Raw genomic sequence first — 15,203 nt, 5'->3', positions numbered from 1 at the left:
CAGATGATGGAGACAGCAACAACAGCATCAGAAAAAAGCCGTAAAAACAGGCGTAAACGCCGGGGAACGGGCAGTGTTGTCAGAAAGATCCTGGCACGTGGAAAATCAGGCAATTCAGTTCAGGTCGTGGAGTTTAAGATAGGCAAGGAGATATTTGCATTTGATCTCTTTGACATCAGGGAAGTGATTGCAGGAGAAGATATCACTCCGATTCCTGAATCTCCACCATATATTAAGGGGATAATAGATCTTCGGGGTGCCATTACAACAATCATTGATCTTAAAGAGATCCTTCACATTACTACAAACGAAGAAGCTGCAAAGAACCCAAGAATCATCGTTCTGGATCAGATGGTTATGGGGAAGAAGATCGGTGTTCTTGTTCAGGATGTCTTCTCTGTCAGCACCTATGGAAGTGACGAAATTGAACGTGGAGAACAGACAACAGATCATACAATAGGGGATGTTATGATCGGGGTTATCAGGCAACACCAGATTGAAGACGACGCTAAAGAAAAACTAATTCTTTGGTTAAATATCAAGAAGATCGTAGAAAATATCAGGCAAAACCTTTAATCATCAGTCGATTTTTAGCCCTAATTTTTATAATGTATGAAACAAACACCATATTGATGGTTTTATGAGATAAAGACTAAACCAGTCCTCATTGGTGTCTTACTATCATGGGTTTGATTTTTTGATCACGAACAACAGGGATCATACTTGTATTTCACTTTTCTTTCATTTTTAAACCCTGTATCGGTTTCTTGTGTTACTGTGATACATACCAGAGATATCCGCCATATTTTCGTAACATTCAAACCCTAATACCCAGGTACCGTATATCATATGACCGTCACTGCATTCCTGGTATTATTTACTCTTGAATGCAGTGTCATTCTTTTGTACCTCTCACTTCAGGTATACCGGAGAAAAACCATCCTTGGGCAGTATTACTTCTGGATGATCCTCTTTCTGCTCTCAATCATCTGCCTGCTCCTGGGCCTTGAAAATATAGGAGAGATCTATCCCGAATTCGGACCATATCCAGTATCTCCGGTGTTAAATCTCCTGACCAACTTCTGTGGTCACCTTGTCACGACCATCTGGTTCTTCTTCTGTCTGCTTTATGCAGGAAAGTCAAAGTATCTGACGAGGCCGATCATTGCTTTCCTTCTTGGATATACGATCATCGGAAATATCGTGTTCCAGATGATCAGGCATTACTCCTATAGTTCTGGTATTCCCTTGCTAGATTCTTTTTTGTGGATATTCGGGATGTCAGCACTGGTAAAATGCTGCATTCTGTATCTGGCAGGAATCGCCATTCTGATTCAGAAGTACAGGAATGTTTCTGATCAGTTCAAGTACCAGATCCTGATCCTTGTCGGAACATCCTGCCTGGTTGTTCTGCTTGTCACGTTCTTTGACAGCAGGTTGTTTCCCTGGTTTAATCCGGTAGGTATACATTTCGGAATCTGCGGACTCATATTCGGGTTCGGGATGCTCTATTTTGATCTGCTCACATTCTCTCCTGTATTTCGTGAGCGATTTTTTGGGGTTGTTGAGTCCGGGCTTGTCGTGCTCAATAACCGGTGTCAGATTATTGATATGAACCAGACAGCAGAGAAGATCCTTCATACAAGTCTGGCTGAGGTCTTTGGAAAGGAGCCTTCTGAAATTCCAGCCTTTCCTGAAGGGTTTACCGGCATGCTCACGAGCCCGGATCTTCTCCAGAGTGCATCTCCCCTATCGGTCTCGACCGATGATGAGACCCGGTGGTACCGGATATCTGTCCAGCATGATCATGGGAATATCGGTGCAGAAGAGGTATACCTGCTCATGATAACAGATATCACCCATAATATACTCCTTGAAAAGCAGGTATCAGAAGCAAATTCCAGACTTTTGATTGAAAAGGAGCGGAAACGACATGAACTCTTATACCGGGAGTTTTTCAACTCGCACCGTGATGCGATCCTGATTATTGCAAACGGGACCATCAGTGATTGTAATCCGGTGGCACTGGAGTTTTTTGGGAAGAAAAGATCTGAGATCACCGGTCTTGACCCATGCCTGCTGTCTGCCCCGGTGCAGGGTCGTCAGTCTGATGTTCCTGATAAACTCAAATACCAGATCTCACAGGCAGCGGCCGGAACCCTGATTGACTTTCCCTGGGATTTTATTGCTGATGGTGTCCCGGTTGAGACAGAGGTACGGCTGAGCAGGCTTGTGTATGACGATCAGGTTCTGGTTGAGATGTGTATCCGGGACATTTCAAAAACCAGTGCTGCCATGGGGCAGATGCGTCTTGACAACGAGGTTCTGAACCGGATTGTTGCAAATGATGTGTACCTGTGGAACCAGGTCTCTCAGATCGCACGAAGTGAGAATGGTGGTTTGGGCCAGGAGAATCGTCACACTCTTGAAGAGATTGTTGAGATGGCTACACAGAATATGAGTACTGCTCCATCCCGGTCTGGTGAAAATATACGCAAGACCTGATCAATGCTGGTTATTCAGGTCTGCAGTGATTTGAGGGATTTTATCAGTTTTGCAGGTTGCTGCTCGCCGATAAAGAGGTACGAGGTTGTCTGTTGTGTGCTGGGCGAAGAGAAAAGGTACCAGTGGATCTGGCCGGTCTGCTGCTCTTCTATGTACCGGTCATGAGACGATTTTTGAAAATGCCCGGTCTCGTCAGGAACGAGGGCCATAAGCGATGCTGCGAGATCAGGCGGGAGTATTGCTGATAATGGTGCCTTGTCTGTAAGCTTCTGCTGGGGTATCTGGTATGCTGTACATGCAGTCTTGTTTACTGCTACGAGGGTCCCCTGCCTGGTGACCACAATGAGAAAGATCTTCATGAGATCAAGGACAGATCCGAGGATTGCCCTGAGGTGTTCTGATTCTGTGATGAGACCAACATTCTCCTGGTTTTTTTCGGTGAGCAGGGCATATATCTCGCTATAATGCTTCTGATACTCTGCCTGTATCTTCTGTGTTTTTGAAGTGGTCTCACAGACTGTGCAGAGCAGGGTGAGATACCCGGATACTGCAGAGAGGAGCCGTACATAATCTGTCGATATACTGCTATCCCCGGTCCCGATACCGAGGACGCTGGTCAGGCTACTGTCAGAATTGATTCCGATTAGTGATATCGAGGAGATTCCCTTCTCCATGCATAATGTCTTGATTGCTTCCGGGAGAGGGGTGTTTTGCAGGGATTCCTGGGTTCCGGTGTAGTAGGTGACCGGTTTAGTGGTCTTGTACTGGAGAAGTTCTATCCCGCTGAGCTGGATGGGGGTTTTGTCAGGGATCTCCTGCTGCTCTGTGTTTTCAGGAGTGGAGACGGTATGGATGGTGCATGAACTGGCCGGTTCATCTATGAGCAGGGTAACAATAAGGGTATCAGGTATGGTTTCGTGGAGTATTTTTGCGATCTCTCCAAGTGCATCAGGCCAGGTCTTTTCTGCCATGAGTGCCAGGGACGCTGATTTGAGTTTGTTTTCTGCTGCCCTTGTCAGGTCATTGACCTGGTTCTCTATGGGTGTATCTGCCTTCAGGATGATGATACAGAACTGGCTTTCGTTGAGTGCAATGGTGAGGGTTCTGCACCGGGGTGCTCCGGTCTCGTCTGGGAAGGTGGCTGTTTTCCCGCCCATTCCAGGTCGTGCCTGTTCTTTAATCAGCGGGATGAGATCAGGGAGGATGGGGTTTAGCATCTCTTCTGCTGATCTGCCAAGGATCTCATCAGGGTTGGTCTTGAATGTAGTATTATACTCTTTGTTGGTTCCAATGACGGCAAACGATTCGTTGACGACCAGTACCGGTCCATGTATGGATTCTATGATCTGGTTGAGGACCGACTGGTGTTTGAGGAAGTATATCTTGTATGAACTCTTCTGAATCAGCCCGAGTATGTCCTTTTTGTGATAATCGCTGCATATTTGAGAGCACTTGTTGCGATTGACCCCACATTTTCGTGAGAGGTCTGATATGGAGAGTCCTGCAGGATACTCACGAAATGTCTGGAGGACAGTCTCCCGGTTCTGTTGTGTGATGATCATACTCTTGTCAGCCGATTTAGTTTCTGCCGCGTATCAGCAAATCCCCTGATTTACGAGGCTATTGTATGCCGGTGCAGGTATGTGATAAATCAGGGTCCTGCATTTTTAGCCGGGTTTTGAAATCCGGCACGTTTTGGTTAGAATTTTTTACCGTCTGCGCAGGTGCACAGTAATGTCCTGCACATTTATTCTGTTTCCTCTATTGTGCTCATGATATCTAATAATTTTGTGTTTCGGTTATTCAAAGAATCTTATTTTCTCAGTTTTTGAATTTTACATTGTGCAGGATATTCAGAAATTCTGTGAAAGATGTCAAGTATCACAATATTTTATTACATATGTATCTTTAAATTACTCATCCTTTTTTATGTCCTGCACAATGTAGTCATTTCACTATTTAATCAATTTTAAGAATTTATAATTTAAAAATAATATGTAAAATATGCAGAATTTTTCATCTGCGTTCTGATATTTTTCCCTCAACCTTTATGCCTTTGCACCCGGAGAACCGGGTGTATGGAAAGGAGGTGGTCTCGCTGGATACTATGGCTTGTCTTCCTGTTGGTAGTTGTGGGAACCGCGTTGGTTGTGATTCCCCGTGCAGAAGGTGCCGGTACAGATCTGTTCTCATCCGGGGACTATGCCGGAGCACTTGCTGCGTTTGAGAAAGAACTCGGTGAGACGACAGGGCCTGCACAGGCTCCGGTGCTGAATAATATCGGTACCTGTTACATGGCACTTGGCAAGCCTGATCTGGCAGCCGGGAGTTATCAGAAGGCAGTTGATCTCGATCCCGGGTATGGTCGTGGCTGGATCAACCTCGGGGTTTCCCAGGAGAAACTTGGCAGGCCGGAGGAAGCACTGACGAGTTATGGCAGGGTGTCTGCTTCAGGCAATAAGGAACTGACTGCAGAGGCGAACGTCAAGAAAGGGACGCTTCTTGCAGGAATCGGCAGATATGACGAGGCGATTGCCGCATTTGAGGCTGCTGAAGGGGATGCAAAAGGCCAGGTTGCTGTGGATATGTACACCGGCATTGGGGGTGCCAAGTTCATGAAGAATGATATTACAGCGGCAGAGATGGCATTTCTGAATGCGATTGAGGCCGATCCGTCCGGTGCTGCCATGGCCTATACCAATCTCGGGGTGATCAGGATTGCACAGAACCGGTACGCAGAGGCAAAGTCTGCCTTTAAGACCGCGATAAGCAACGATCCACAGGGTAAGACTAAAGCTGCCCAGTACCTGAAGAAACTTCAGGGGATGGGTGTTGTGCGATGAAGGTCTTTGGATTATTCCTCATACTTGTCATCCTCCTTGCAGTGACTACACCTGTCATTTTTGCAGACGAGAATTCAACTGATACCTCCGGTAGTTCAGCATCTACAGACATTTCTTCAACTTCAGGAGCCACAATCGATACGTCTTCATCGAGCAATCCCTCAACCACAACTACTACCGGTTCATCAACTACCGATATGTCTTCATCGAGCAGTCCCTCAACCACAATAACTACCAATCCAACGTCAACGACGAACACATCATCACCCTCCGGCTCTCAGACATCAGATACATCCTCTCCACCAGACACGTCTTCATCCGACTCTGCCCCCAACTCCACACTATCAGCCTCTTCTTCAGGTTCATCTTCATCAAACGCAACGACATCGGCACCTAACACGACCGGTTCAGAGGATTCGGGCTCAGCTGGTTCTGCTGAAGAGGAGACGACTCTTACCGCTGCCTTTGCTTCGCTCTCTGAAGCATCAAACACGACAGAATCCACCGGAGGTTCTTCTGGATCTGACGGTCTTTCGCTGACAAACAGCACCAACCTGTCTGAGAGTTCTGACGACTCATCTGATACCCCTACCACTCCTACACGTCTCTTCTCAATGAGCAGAAGTTTATCTTCAACCTCTCCGGCAAGCGAAGGTTCAGGTTCAGGTGTTGTAACACTCGGGACTGTGACGGTGACGAGCACCAGTTCCGGAGTCAGGGTTGCGCTCAACACGACGGGAGGGAAGCCTGAAACCGGATATTCATACAATGATTTCGGGTCTGGGAATGTTTCGTACACGATATTTGGCGAAAATGCCGAGTATTATCTTGAAGAAGACATATCCACAACGAATAGTTTTGCCATCGAGATCCAGGCATCAGATGTCACCCTGGACGGGAACAGTCATACCATCTCGTTCACCGGAACAGACAACACGGGGACATCGGGTGTGCTGATAGACTCAACGGCAAAAGGTGCGACGGTTGAGAACTTTGCCGGTATCACCGGGTTTGAGCACGGGATCTCAGCGTATGCAGAGGATGCTGAGATAGAGAACAACACAGTGTACTGGAACGATTACGGGATCTACTCCAATAACACGTCTGCGACGATATTTGGGAATAATGCGAGCAGTAATGTGTACGGGATCTGGGCATCGGGTGCTTTCGCGAATATCACCGATAACATAGCGTGTTTCAATAATGCAACCGGGGATGGGGAGGTTACCGGCGGGTATGGGATCTGGTCATCTGGCGATTACGCGACGATTGCAGGGAACAACGCGAGTTTCAACTCGGTGAATGCGTCACGTGAGGTGACTGCCACAAATATTGTGAATATTAAGGTCAACGCCACGGGTGGGTACGGGATCTACTCAACCGGGAGTGATGTGATAATCAGGGATAATATTGCATATAACAATTCGGCAATGGCTATCCTTAATGTCTCTGCCTCTGGCAGTAGTTCTGTTTATTCCAATTCTGCAACTGCGACAGGTGGCTACGGAATAGAAGTAACCGGTAGCAATGCGACGATAACAAACAACAATGCGAACTTAAACTCAGCTACTGCTTCTCTCAATGCCTATACCCATGACAGTTCTAATGGCTATTCTGATTTCAATTCAGCAACTGCGACAGGTGGTTACGGAATAGAAGTGACCAGTAGTAATGCGACCATAACCAACAACAATGCGAATTTAAACTCAGCGACTGCTATTCTCAATTCCTCTGTCTCTACCACCATCATCGATGACATTACCAGATCTAATTCCAATTCTGCATCTGTGACAGGTGGTTACGGAATAGAAGTAACTGGTAGCAATGCGACCATAACAAACAACAATGCGAATTTAAACTCAGCGACTGCTATTCTCAATTCCTCTGGATCTATCTCTGGTTCTTACATTGGCAATTCTGATCTCAATTCCGCATCTGCGACAGGTGGCTTCGGAATAGAAGCGACGGGGACCAATGTTACTATGACGAACAACAATGCGAGTTCTAACTATGTGACTGCTATCCTTAATGCCTCTGCCTTTGGCCATTTATCTGTCTCTACCAATTCAAATTCTGCCTCTGCCACCGGTGGTTACGGCATAAATGCCACAGGCACCGATGCCACCATCACGAACAACATCGCCAATGCCAACACCGCAACTGTTTCAGCCAGTGCATTTGCGAACGCCATAAAAAATGCCACCACTACCTCCCTCATCGGCGGCTTTGGCATCAACTCCACTGGAAACGACGCCACCATCACCGGTAACAACGCTTCGTTCAATTCAGACAGCGGCATCGCCTCAAGCGGTCAGAGATCCTCGATCACCGAGAACACCGCAAGTAGGAACGTGTACGGGATCAGGTCGTCCGGTGGTTACGCGAATATCAGTGATAACATCGCGTGTTTCAATAATGCCACCGGGGATGGGGAGGTCACCGGTGGATACGGGATCTATTCGACCGGTGATTATTCGACGATCCAGGGGAACAACGCGAGCTTCAACGCGGTGACCGGGATCAATAGCACGTCCGGCAGTTCATCGGTTGTCGCCTCCCATGTGAATGTAACTGGAGGATACGGACTCTTTTCGATTGGAAAAAATTCGTTTATCGCGAATAACACGGCGAATAATAACTCAGCGTATGCATCCTCCTCCTTACGATCCACATCTTATGAAAATATCACATCCACTGCCATGGCGTCTGGAGGTTATGGAATTTACTCCCTTGGCAGTAATGTAACCATTTCAGGCAATCAGGTAAATAATAATTATGTAAGTACATCTTCATATTCCAGTGGAGTTTCAAGTAATATCACATCAAAGTCCACGTCTATTGGTGGTTATGGCATCTATTCACAAGGGAACAACGTTACGATTGAGAATAACCATAATAACAATAATTGTGCTTTTTCATCTTCGTATTCTGACTCCGCCTCCACCTATTCCTTCGCCTTCCACTCCTCCTCGTCCAGTTCTACAGGTGGTACCGGTATCTTCTCATCTGGCCTCTATGATACTGTCTCCAACAACACCGCCTCCAATAATACGATAACCGGATCTGCAACCGCAACAGATTACAATCTAGCCATAAAAACCCTGACACTCACCGGCGGGTTTGGCATCAACACTACCGGAAACGACGCCACCATCACCGGCAACCGTGTCTCCGGGAACAGGTACGGCATCGGGATCTCAAACTCAGCGACTGGCCTGAACCTGACCGGGAACCGGATAAACCAGAACACCGAAGCAGGGCTCAACATCTCTGACAACGGCGGAGACGGGTACATCTTCAACAACTACTTCGGCAATGACCTGAACGTCTGTGCAACGGCCTCTTCAGCGGGCCAGTACCACTGGAACAACTCCGAACCTAGGCTTGGATCAAACATCGTCGGCGGCTCATACCATGCCGGTAACTACTGGAGCAACCCAACCGGTGACGGCTGGTCAGACCAGCAAACCCCGAACGAGACCGGGTACTCGCTGACTCCATACGAAGTGACATCAGGGGTATATGACGAGAATCCCCTGATCGGGACACTACCGACTACGGCCCCGACGCTTTCACCTACGGTAATACCCACGGCGACCCCGACCACCACAAACGATGAGTCAGACTCATATTTCATGGATCAGAGCGATTCAACCCCTGACCACCCCGGTATCTACCTTGTCATCACATCAGCAACATTTTCAGGCAGTACAGCATCAGGGAGCCCAGGAACCCTGTTCCTTCTTCTTGAGAACAAAGGAACGATCCAGCTCTCATCCCAGGCCCGGATCGTACTGGTCCCGGCAAACGCCCTGGCTCAGTCGATAGGAGAACAGCCGCTCGTATTCAAGGACGGAACCTACCAACTCACCTATCTTCTCAATGTTCCATCACTGGCCGGAACCTACGTCTACATCTTCAAACCGATGCAGATCACCAGAGATCCGACCACCGGGCAGGATATCCGCATACCTGCTGGAGATCCAGTGCAGTTCACGGTAACCATCGGAGCTGATGGAACGGTCACGGTGAGATCGCCATGAAGTGGATCTGTCTTTTCCTCGTGCTCCTGCTTATCGGAGGAGTATCTGCAGACCGGCTCCCTTCAGGCATGCCTGAATCGCAGATATTCTCTATCGGAACAACACTCAGTGCAACCGGGATCACAGACCAGTCAACGAAGATGGACTGGACTGTAGCAAGCGGAACTCCAATCGAGAACAACATCCTCAACAGCTCGGATCTGATCTCACTTGTCCGGTACAGCGACTCACTCATGGGAAACGGTGGAAATGTTATAGAAGTGAAAAACTTCGAGTTTGACTCAAACTCCCTGGGTAGATCGGCATACAACATTGACAGCGAGAAGATCCTAACCTACAAAAGCCATGACGGTTCCCACCTCCTCGGAGCAGAGAGCCTGATGATGAACAATATGGGCAATTGGTCCAGTGGGTCGCCATCCATACGATGTGTCTTTTCAGATCAGAACGAGATACAACTGCCTGCATTCTGCAATATAGTCCAGGCAAAAAGTGATCTCATCAACATCAACCAGGCAAAGATCTCTACCAAGGGAGAGATCAGATCAGCAGGGGGATTCAGCACCCCGGCAGCCCTGAACTACCGGATAGCGGTTACGGCTGACAAGAATGTACCTGCACAGGGGACGGTCAGAACCGAGTTTGCTAGAAGTATCATGGAAGCCCGGGATACCAACCTGTCAGATGATACCTGGAATAGGACCGCTGCAACGAACTCATGGAGGGATAGAACAGAGGCATCCGGTGAGATTAGAAACCTGCAGAAACGGTTCGGGTACGTATCCGGGATGAGGGCGTGAATGGGATCTCTTCCCCACTCATGAGTATATCTTTCTCACATAGGAAAGACTCTCATATTGGGCACTCAAAGTAATGGTAAGAAGATCCAATTTATGATACTTCTTGTGATATCGTTTAATCCGGTTTGAACCCTCCACAGGGAAGTATCATCATAATATCCTCTTCAAATAACAGTGCCAGAGAATAACTAGAACATTTCAGGTACGAGATTTATATGAGCATGTATGATGATGTAATCCGGAGAAAGGAAGCAATCCAAAAGGTCGCAGCAATACATGGGGCACGAAAAATACGAATTTTTGGATCTGTCATCAGAGGTGAGGATACACCTGAAAGTGATCTCGATCTTCTTGTAGAATTTGAACCTGGCAGAAGCCTGATTGATCATATTGCCCTCATTCAGGATCTCCAGGATCTACTCGAACGTAATGTTGATGTAGTGACGGAAAATGGTCTGAATACCTATATCAGAGACCAGATTATTCAGGAGGCTATCCCCTTGTGAAAGATAACAGGGTGTATCTTCTCCAAATGCTTGACTTCATCGGAAAAATTGAATCGTATACTCAGGGTGGCCGGGATGAATTTATGGCATCTCAAATGATACAGGATGCGGTTATACGAAATTTCGAGACCATAGGCGAAGCAGTTAAACAAGTGTCCAACCAGGTAAAGGCAGAGCATCCTGAGATTCCATGGCGCAATATTGCAGGATTTAGAGACATATTAATTCATAGATATATGGGTGTAGATCTGGAAGCTGTATGGAATGTTGTTGTATCAGAGATACCAGCATTAAAATCGGTAATTATTGATATCCTATCTGATGAACATTCCATCGATATGTGATAATCAGAACTTACATACAATCCTATTGATTCTGGACTCAATAGTTGGACTTTTTTGGGATTATTCGTTACTTTCGATGTTTACCCCATTATTTAATATCAGTATTGTTCCCTATCAATACAACAATAAAACCGAAATCACCAGCGAAGAACCCTGAACAACAGGCTCCGGTATGGTTCCAGGCTGCCAGTATAAGAGATTAGGTGCACAAAAAAAATTCTTCAATTCATCCGAATTCTTTATCCGACAATAATTCTCCTATCGTTTCACCCCCCTTTAAAATTACTTTTCTACCCGAGTCAACATTATACATAGCCGTGAAATGCGGCTAGGGAATCGAACAATGGCAGACTTTACAACCAAGAGTGTCACCAAGTCAGCTGAGCGAAAACTCAGTTCACCTATCGACACCGTAGCAAACTTCCTGGCACTTGTCCAGGATGTCATCGAGAACAACCCCTGGGGATGCACATCCTACACCTCAAACAATGAGACTGTCGCAGGGGTTGTCAGAGGATCTGAACACTACTCTGGAAAGATCGTGTATGAGAATGCAGAGGCAAAGACTGTCGGGCAGATATCGGTCAGGGCTCCGACTTCTGCGGCTTTCAGCACCAATGTAACCACCATCGTGGCTGCATCGGCAATAAACACTGCAATGGGGGGAACACCATCCCATGACAGCTCTGAAGACTCCTTCAGTTGTGCTCTCAAATGTCACAACACAAACGGCGAGACCTTCACGGTCACGTTCAGACGTGACAGTGTTGTGGTATCCGGATACGAAGCAGACAGCATCGTTTCCGGGATAGAAACCTGGGCAGATACCGTTGCTCTCCTGGCATAAACCCGGGGGGAATCATGCGGCGTTGTGCACTGGTTCTTGGATCACTTTTTGTGATCCTGGCCTCTCTCACCGGAGCAGAGTACCTGGGAACAACGATCAGCACAGACGGAACCATCCTGCTCTCTGGATCTGGTGAAGATGCAAACGGATCGTTTGCCTCCCGGGTCATAACAGTCGGGGTCTCAGAACTTTCACGGATTATAACCGGAGAAGAATCCGGAGTCGGGATTTCAGTAACGGGGGCCGGCCAGGCCCTCTTCTCTGATTATACAACCGGGAATTCTGTTTCTCCTCTTACACCGGTCTGTGTCTTTCTGACCAGGGATTCAGTCACCGGAGATAGTCGTGCTGATCTCTTTACATCCGGTATCCTTGAGCATGGAGTATATACCATGAGCAGGGTATCAGGGTCAGGGCTCTCTGGCGAGACCCTGGTGAACGGGACCGGGCTGATGATCCTCGGATCTGAAATTCAAGGAAATGATACAACAGGATCAGAAGGGTTTGTATCAGGGAACATGACCATCCATGATCTGGTCAGACTCTAAAAAAACCTAAAAATGATGAGATCAGGGGGATTGTGCGAAAGTAAATGCTCGCACATTTACTCACTGTTTCGTGATTTGGGCACGATACAGAGATAATCCAGATCCCCCTGATCACTTTCGCCCCATTTACCTAATCTTTAGATACCATGGTACTGAATCACCATGTGGCATATTCATCCTGACCACTCCAGAAAACCTGGACAGGTCTGGCGAATCACCAATTCCATTATAGAATTTCAGCATTGAAGCAGGCGGTACCATCTGGATGGACAAACCTGTTTTCTGATGGGAAATACCAGCCACAAGGCACCAAGCTGGGGAGGATGAATGGCACAAAACGATTTGATGTGATACTATGAATCAAATGAAAAGAGAACCCCGCACAACCCTTCTCTATCTTGGCGGACCGGGAAGATCGGCGGGGATAAACTATCTGTATAATCTTAAGAGCCTTTGTACCTTTCTGTCATTCTGGGTCTTACTCCTGGATTGCAGTTCCATTCCCGGCAGATGGATCTCCGGGTCCGGTATCCACGCTCCTTCAGTGGGCTCTATACATCTCTCATTCAGATCAGGGGGTGGCCACGATGGCAGGAACTAGTCTCACTGCCCGGACTATTCTCTTTGATGCAGCAGCAGAACTTGATAAAAATGGTTACGTGGTTATCAGGGTTGCAGGCTCATCACGTCTGTTTGATCTTGTAGCCTGGAACAAAGAAAAGACCCTCTTTATTGCAGTCAGAAGAACCCGCAGCGGTGGAATATCCCGGTTTGCACGCGATGTCAGCCTGCTTGCATCTCTAGTCAAAGAGAGGACCCTGCCCGGGACTATGCAGATTTGGGTCTTTGCCTCAAAAGAGTGGCAGAGATATCAGATTCTCCCTGGTGGAGCCTTGCTTATCAGAGGAGGGTTTTTATGAATCACCCGACACGTTCAGCCTGTTCTGTTCTCTTTGAGCCCGGTCAGACAGTCGAGGTAAGACTGATTGGAAAGCGGGGAACAGCATCCGGGTATTACAACAACTTTGACCGGCTCAGTGCTGATGCAGTCTCGTTTGACAACCGGGGTGAGTATGCAGGGGCATATGTTACCCTTAACCCGGTGAACCCTGACCTCCTGGCACGCCGGGCCAACAGGATCGAAACCCGGCTCGGCAGAGACGAGAAGTCTGCAGGAGACAGTGATATTCTCTCCCGGAGATGGCTTCCGATAGATATCGACCCGGTTCGACCCTCCGGAGTATCCTCGTCAGATTCAGAGCATGACTCAGCGATAGAGAAAGCAGCACGAATTTCAGCATATCTTACTGATCTCGGATGGCCTGAGCCGGTCATGGCAGACTCAGGCAATGGTGCACACCTGTTATACCTGGTTGATCTTCCAAACGATGAACAGTCACGGGATCTGATCAGAGGTATCCTTGAGACTCTGGATATCCTCTTTTCAGATGAATTTTCAACCGTTGACACCTCGGTATACAACGCTGCCAGGATCTGGAAACTGTATGGAACAACAAGCAGGAAAGGGGATAATATTGCTGCACGGCCACACCGGAAAGCAGCGGTAATCTCTGTTCCTGATGAGCAGGAGATCCTGCCTTTTGGATTGTTGACCTCTTTTGCCGGGATGTTTCCAAAAGAGGCTGATGTCATCCAGTCAGTCAAGTCACGGAGTAAAAAAAATCCTCTTGACCTTGCATCATGGCTTGACCAGTATTCTCTCGGGTACCGCCAGAAGCCCTACGCCGGAGGAACGCTCTTTGTTTTTGATCAATGCCCGTTCTCATCAGAACATACAGACGGGGCATATGCAATCCAGTTCTCAAACGGTGCCATCTTTGCCGGATGTCATCATTCGTCGTGCAAAGGAGGAACACAGCGGTGGCCTGAACTTAGGTCAATGTTTGAAGGTCATGCGTCATCCCGCTGCCTGAATGGAGAAAAGAAGAACAACAATAAGTCAGATTCTTCAGCTGGTTCTATGCCACAGGATGATTTCCACGAAGTATCTGATGAGATCTCAAAAACCGCATCAGCAATCCTTCGAAGTGGCGATCCCCTTGCGTACATGCTTGAGACCTTTGCCCTGGATCATATCGGAGATCCGGTGGTTGCCGAATGCCTGGTGATGTCACTTGCTTCCCGGAAGGTTGTCAATGCCCGGGGTCTGCATGTCTCGGTGACCGGTGAATCCGGCAAAGGGAAGTCCCATGCCTTTGAGACGATGATGAACCAGGTACCCCCGGAGTTCAGGCTTGAAGGCCGGATGAGTGAGAAGGCCCTCTTTTACATCAAAGGCATGCAGCCGGGAAGTGTGATTGCTCTTGATGATGTTGCGTTATCTGACCAGATGCAGGAGATTCTTAAAGGTGTGACAACCTCGTTTCGTCGTCCTTTTACATACCGAACTGTGAGCAAGGACCGGGTAGGTGAGACCTGCATTATCCCTGAAAGGTGTGTCTGGTGGATTGCCAAGGTTGATGGGACCGGAGACGATCAAGTCTGGAACAGGATGCTGACCTGCTGGATTGATGATTCCGAAGAGCAGGATGCAGCGGTTCTTGAGAGAACTCTTTCTGAGGCTGAAGGACTCAGGCCGGAGAGGATAGATATCAGGGATGAGGCCCGCGTTTGCCAGGAGATATGGAGACAGATATCACCTGCCTGGGTTGTTGTTCCATTTGCAAAGAGGATCAGGTTTTCTTCGGCACTGAACCGGAGAAATCCTGATATGGTGCTCGATCTCGTGAAGGCTCATGCAACGCTC

General features: G+C 47.8%; 14 protein-coding genes and 1 pseudogene. 12 read left to right on the top strand and 3 right to left on the bottom strand.

All coding sequences use genetic code 11. The features are described 5' to 3' along the window. The first annotated feature begins 3 nt into the window (after positions 1-3). The gene (locus DK846_RS16970) at positions 4-576 is read left to right on the top strand and encodes a chemotaxis protein CheW (RefSeq protein WP_109970194.1); all 573 of its coding nucleotides are present in this window, start codon (positions 4-6) and stop codon (positions 574-576) included. 273 nt (positions 577-849) lie between these two features. Further along, positions 850-2,505 carry a PAS domain-containing protein gene (locus DK846_RS16965; RefSeq protein WP_109970193.1) on the top strand — a complete coding sequence of 552 codons (1,656 nt, stop codon included), beginning with the start codon at positions 850-852 and terminating at the stop codon, positions 2,503-2,505. A 14-nt stretch (positions 2,506-2,519) separates the two neighbouring features. Here DK846_RS16965 and DK846_RS16960 read toward each other — a convergent pair whose 3' ends face one another. After that, the gene (locus DK846_RS16960; RefSeq protein WP_109970192.1) at positions 2,520-4,067 is read right to left on the bottom strand and encodes a hypothetical protein; all 1,548 of its coding nucleotides are present in this window, start codon (positions 4,065-4,067) and stop codon (positions 2,520-2,522) included. 516 nt (positions 4,068-4,583) lie between these two features. On the opposite strand from DK846_RS16960, the gene DK846_RS16955 reads away from it, so the two are divergent. Continuing rightward, complete coding sequence (locus DK846_RS16955; RefSeq protein WP_109970191.1) at positions 4,584-5,348, top strand: tetratricopeptide repeat protein; 765 nt, start codon at positions 4,584-4,586, stop codon at positions 5,346-5,348. On the opposite strand, the gene DK846_RS17815 is transcribed toward DK846_RS16955, so the two are convergent. Together DK846_RS17815 and DK846_RS17810 are read right to left on the bottom strand one after the other, a co-directional pair. After that, complete coding sequence (locus DK846_RS17815) at positions 5,296-5,607, bottom strand: hypothetical protein (RefSeq protein WP_181391851.1); 312 nt, start codon at positions 5,605-5,607, stop codon at positions 5,296-5,298. The two genes, DK846_RS16955 and DK846_RS17815, sit on opposite strands and share 53 nt — an antisense overlap. Before the next feature lie 18 nt (positions 5,608-5,625). Continuing rightward, positions 5,626-6,051 (bottom strand): hypothetical protein, encoded by a 426-nt coding sequence (locus tag DK846_RS17810; protein ID WP_181391850.1) that lies wholly within the window; start codon positions 6,049-6,051, stop codon positions 5,626-5,628. On the opposite strand from DK846_RS17810, the gene DK846_RS16950 reads away from it, so the two are divergent. From DK846_RS16950 to DK846_RS16910, 9 genes and pseudogenes are all read left to right on the top strand, one after another. Beyond that, the gene (locus DK846_RS16950) at positions 6,035-9,391 is read left to right on the top strand and encodes a beta strand repeat-containing protein (protein WP_181391849.1); all 3,357 of its coding nucleotides are present in this window, start codon (positions 6,035-6,037) and stop codon (positions 9,389-9,391) included. The genes DK846_RS17810 and DK846_RS16950 overlap by 17 nt on opposite strands. Continuing rightward, positions 9,388-10,191, top strand: a complete 804-nt coding sequence (locus tag DK846_RS16945; protein ID WP_109970189.1) for a hypothetical protein — start codon at positions 9,388-9,390, stop codon at positions 10,189-10,191. Before DK846_RS16950 ends, DK846_RS16945 begins: the two co-directional genes overlap by 4 nt. Before the next feature lie 215 nt (positions 10,192-10,406). Further along, complete coding sequence (locus DK846_RS16940) at positions 10,407-10,697, top strand: nucleotidyltransferase family protein (protein ID WP_109970188.1); 291 nt, start codon at positions 10,407-10,409, stop codon at positions 10,695-10,697. Next, a complete protein-coding gene (locus DK846_RS16935; RefSeq protein ID WP_109970187.1) occupies positions 10,694-11,041 on the top strand; it encodes a HepT-like ribonuclease domain-containing protein in 348 nt (115 codons plus the stop codon). Before DK846_RS16940 ends, DK846_RS16935 begins: the two co-directional genes overlap by 4 nt. Positions 11,042-11,384: 343 nt before the next feature. After that, positions 11,385-11,888, top strand: coding sequence for a hypothetical protein (locus DK846_RS16930; RefSeq protein ID WP_109970186.1), 504 nt, complete (start codon positions 11,385-11,387; stop codon positions 11,886-11,888). Between the two features lie 14 nt (positions 11,889-11,902). After that, positions 11,903-12,436 (top strand): hypothetical protein, encoded by a 534-nt coding sequence (locus tag DK846_RS16925; protein WP_109970185.1) that lies wholly within the window; start codon positions 11,903-11,905, stop codon positions 12,434-12,436. Between the two features lie 355 nt (positions 12,437-12,791). After that, positions 12,792-13,037, top strand: a complete 246-nt coding sequence (locus DK846_RS16920; protein ID WP_146201267.1) for a hypothetical protein — start codon at positions 12,792-12,794, stop codon at positions 13,035-13,037. After that, the gene (locus tag DK846_RS16915; RefSeq protein WP_109970183.1) at positions 13,024-13,356 is read left to right on the top strand and encodes a hypothetical protein; all 333 of its coding nucleotides are present in this window, start codon (positions 13,024-13,026) and stop codon (positions 13,354-13,356) included. The genes DK846_RS16920 and DK846_RS16915 overlap by 14 nt, the downstream gene beginning before the upstream one ends. Beyond that, a pseudogene (locus DK846_RS16910) lies at positions 13,353-15,203 on the top strand (hypothetical protein); the annotation flags it as partial. The gene DK846_RS16915 and the pseudogene DK846_RS16910, both read left to right, overlap by 4 nt.

The sequence above is a fragment of the Methanospirillum lacunae genome (assembly GCF_003173355.1).
Lineage (GTDB): Archaea > Halobacteriota > Methanomicrobia > Methanomicrobiales > Methanospirillaceae > Methanospirillum > Methanospirillum lacunae.
The sequence above is the reverse complement of the archived record's forward strand: the minus strand, read 5'-3'. Positions and strand labels throughout refer to the sequence as shown.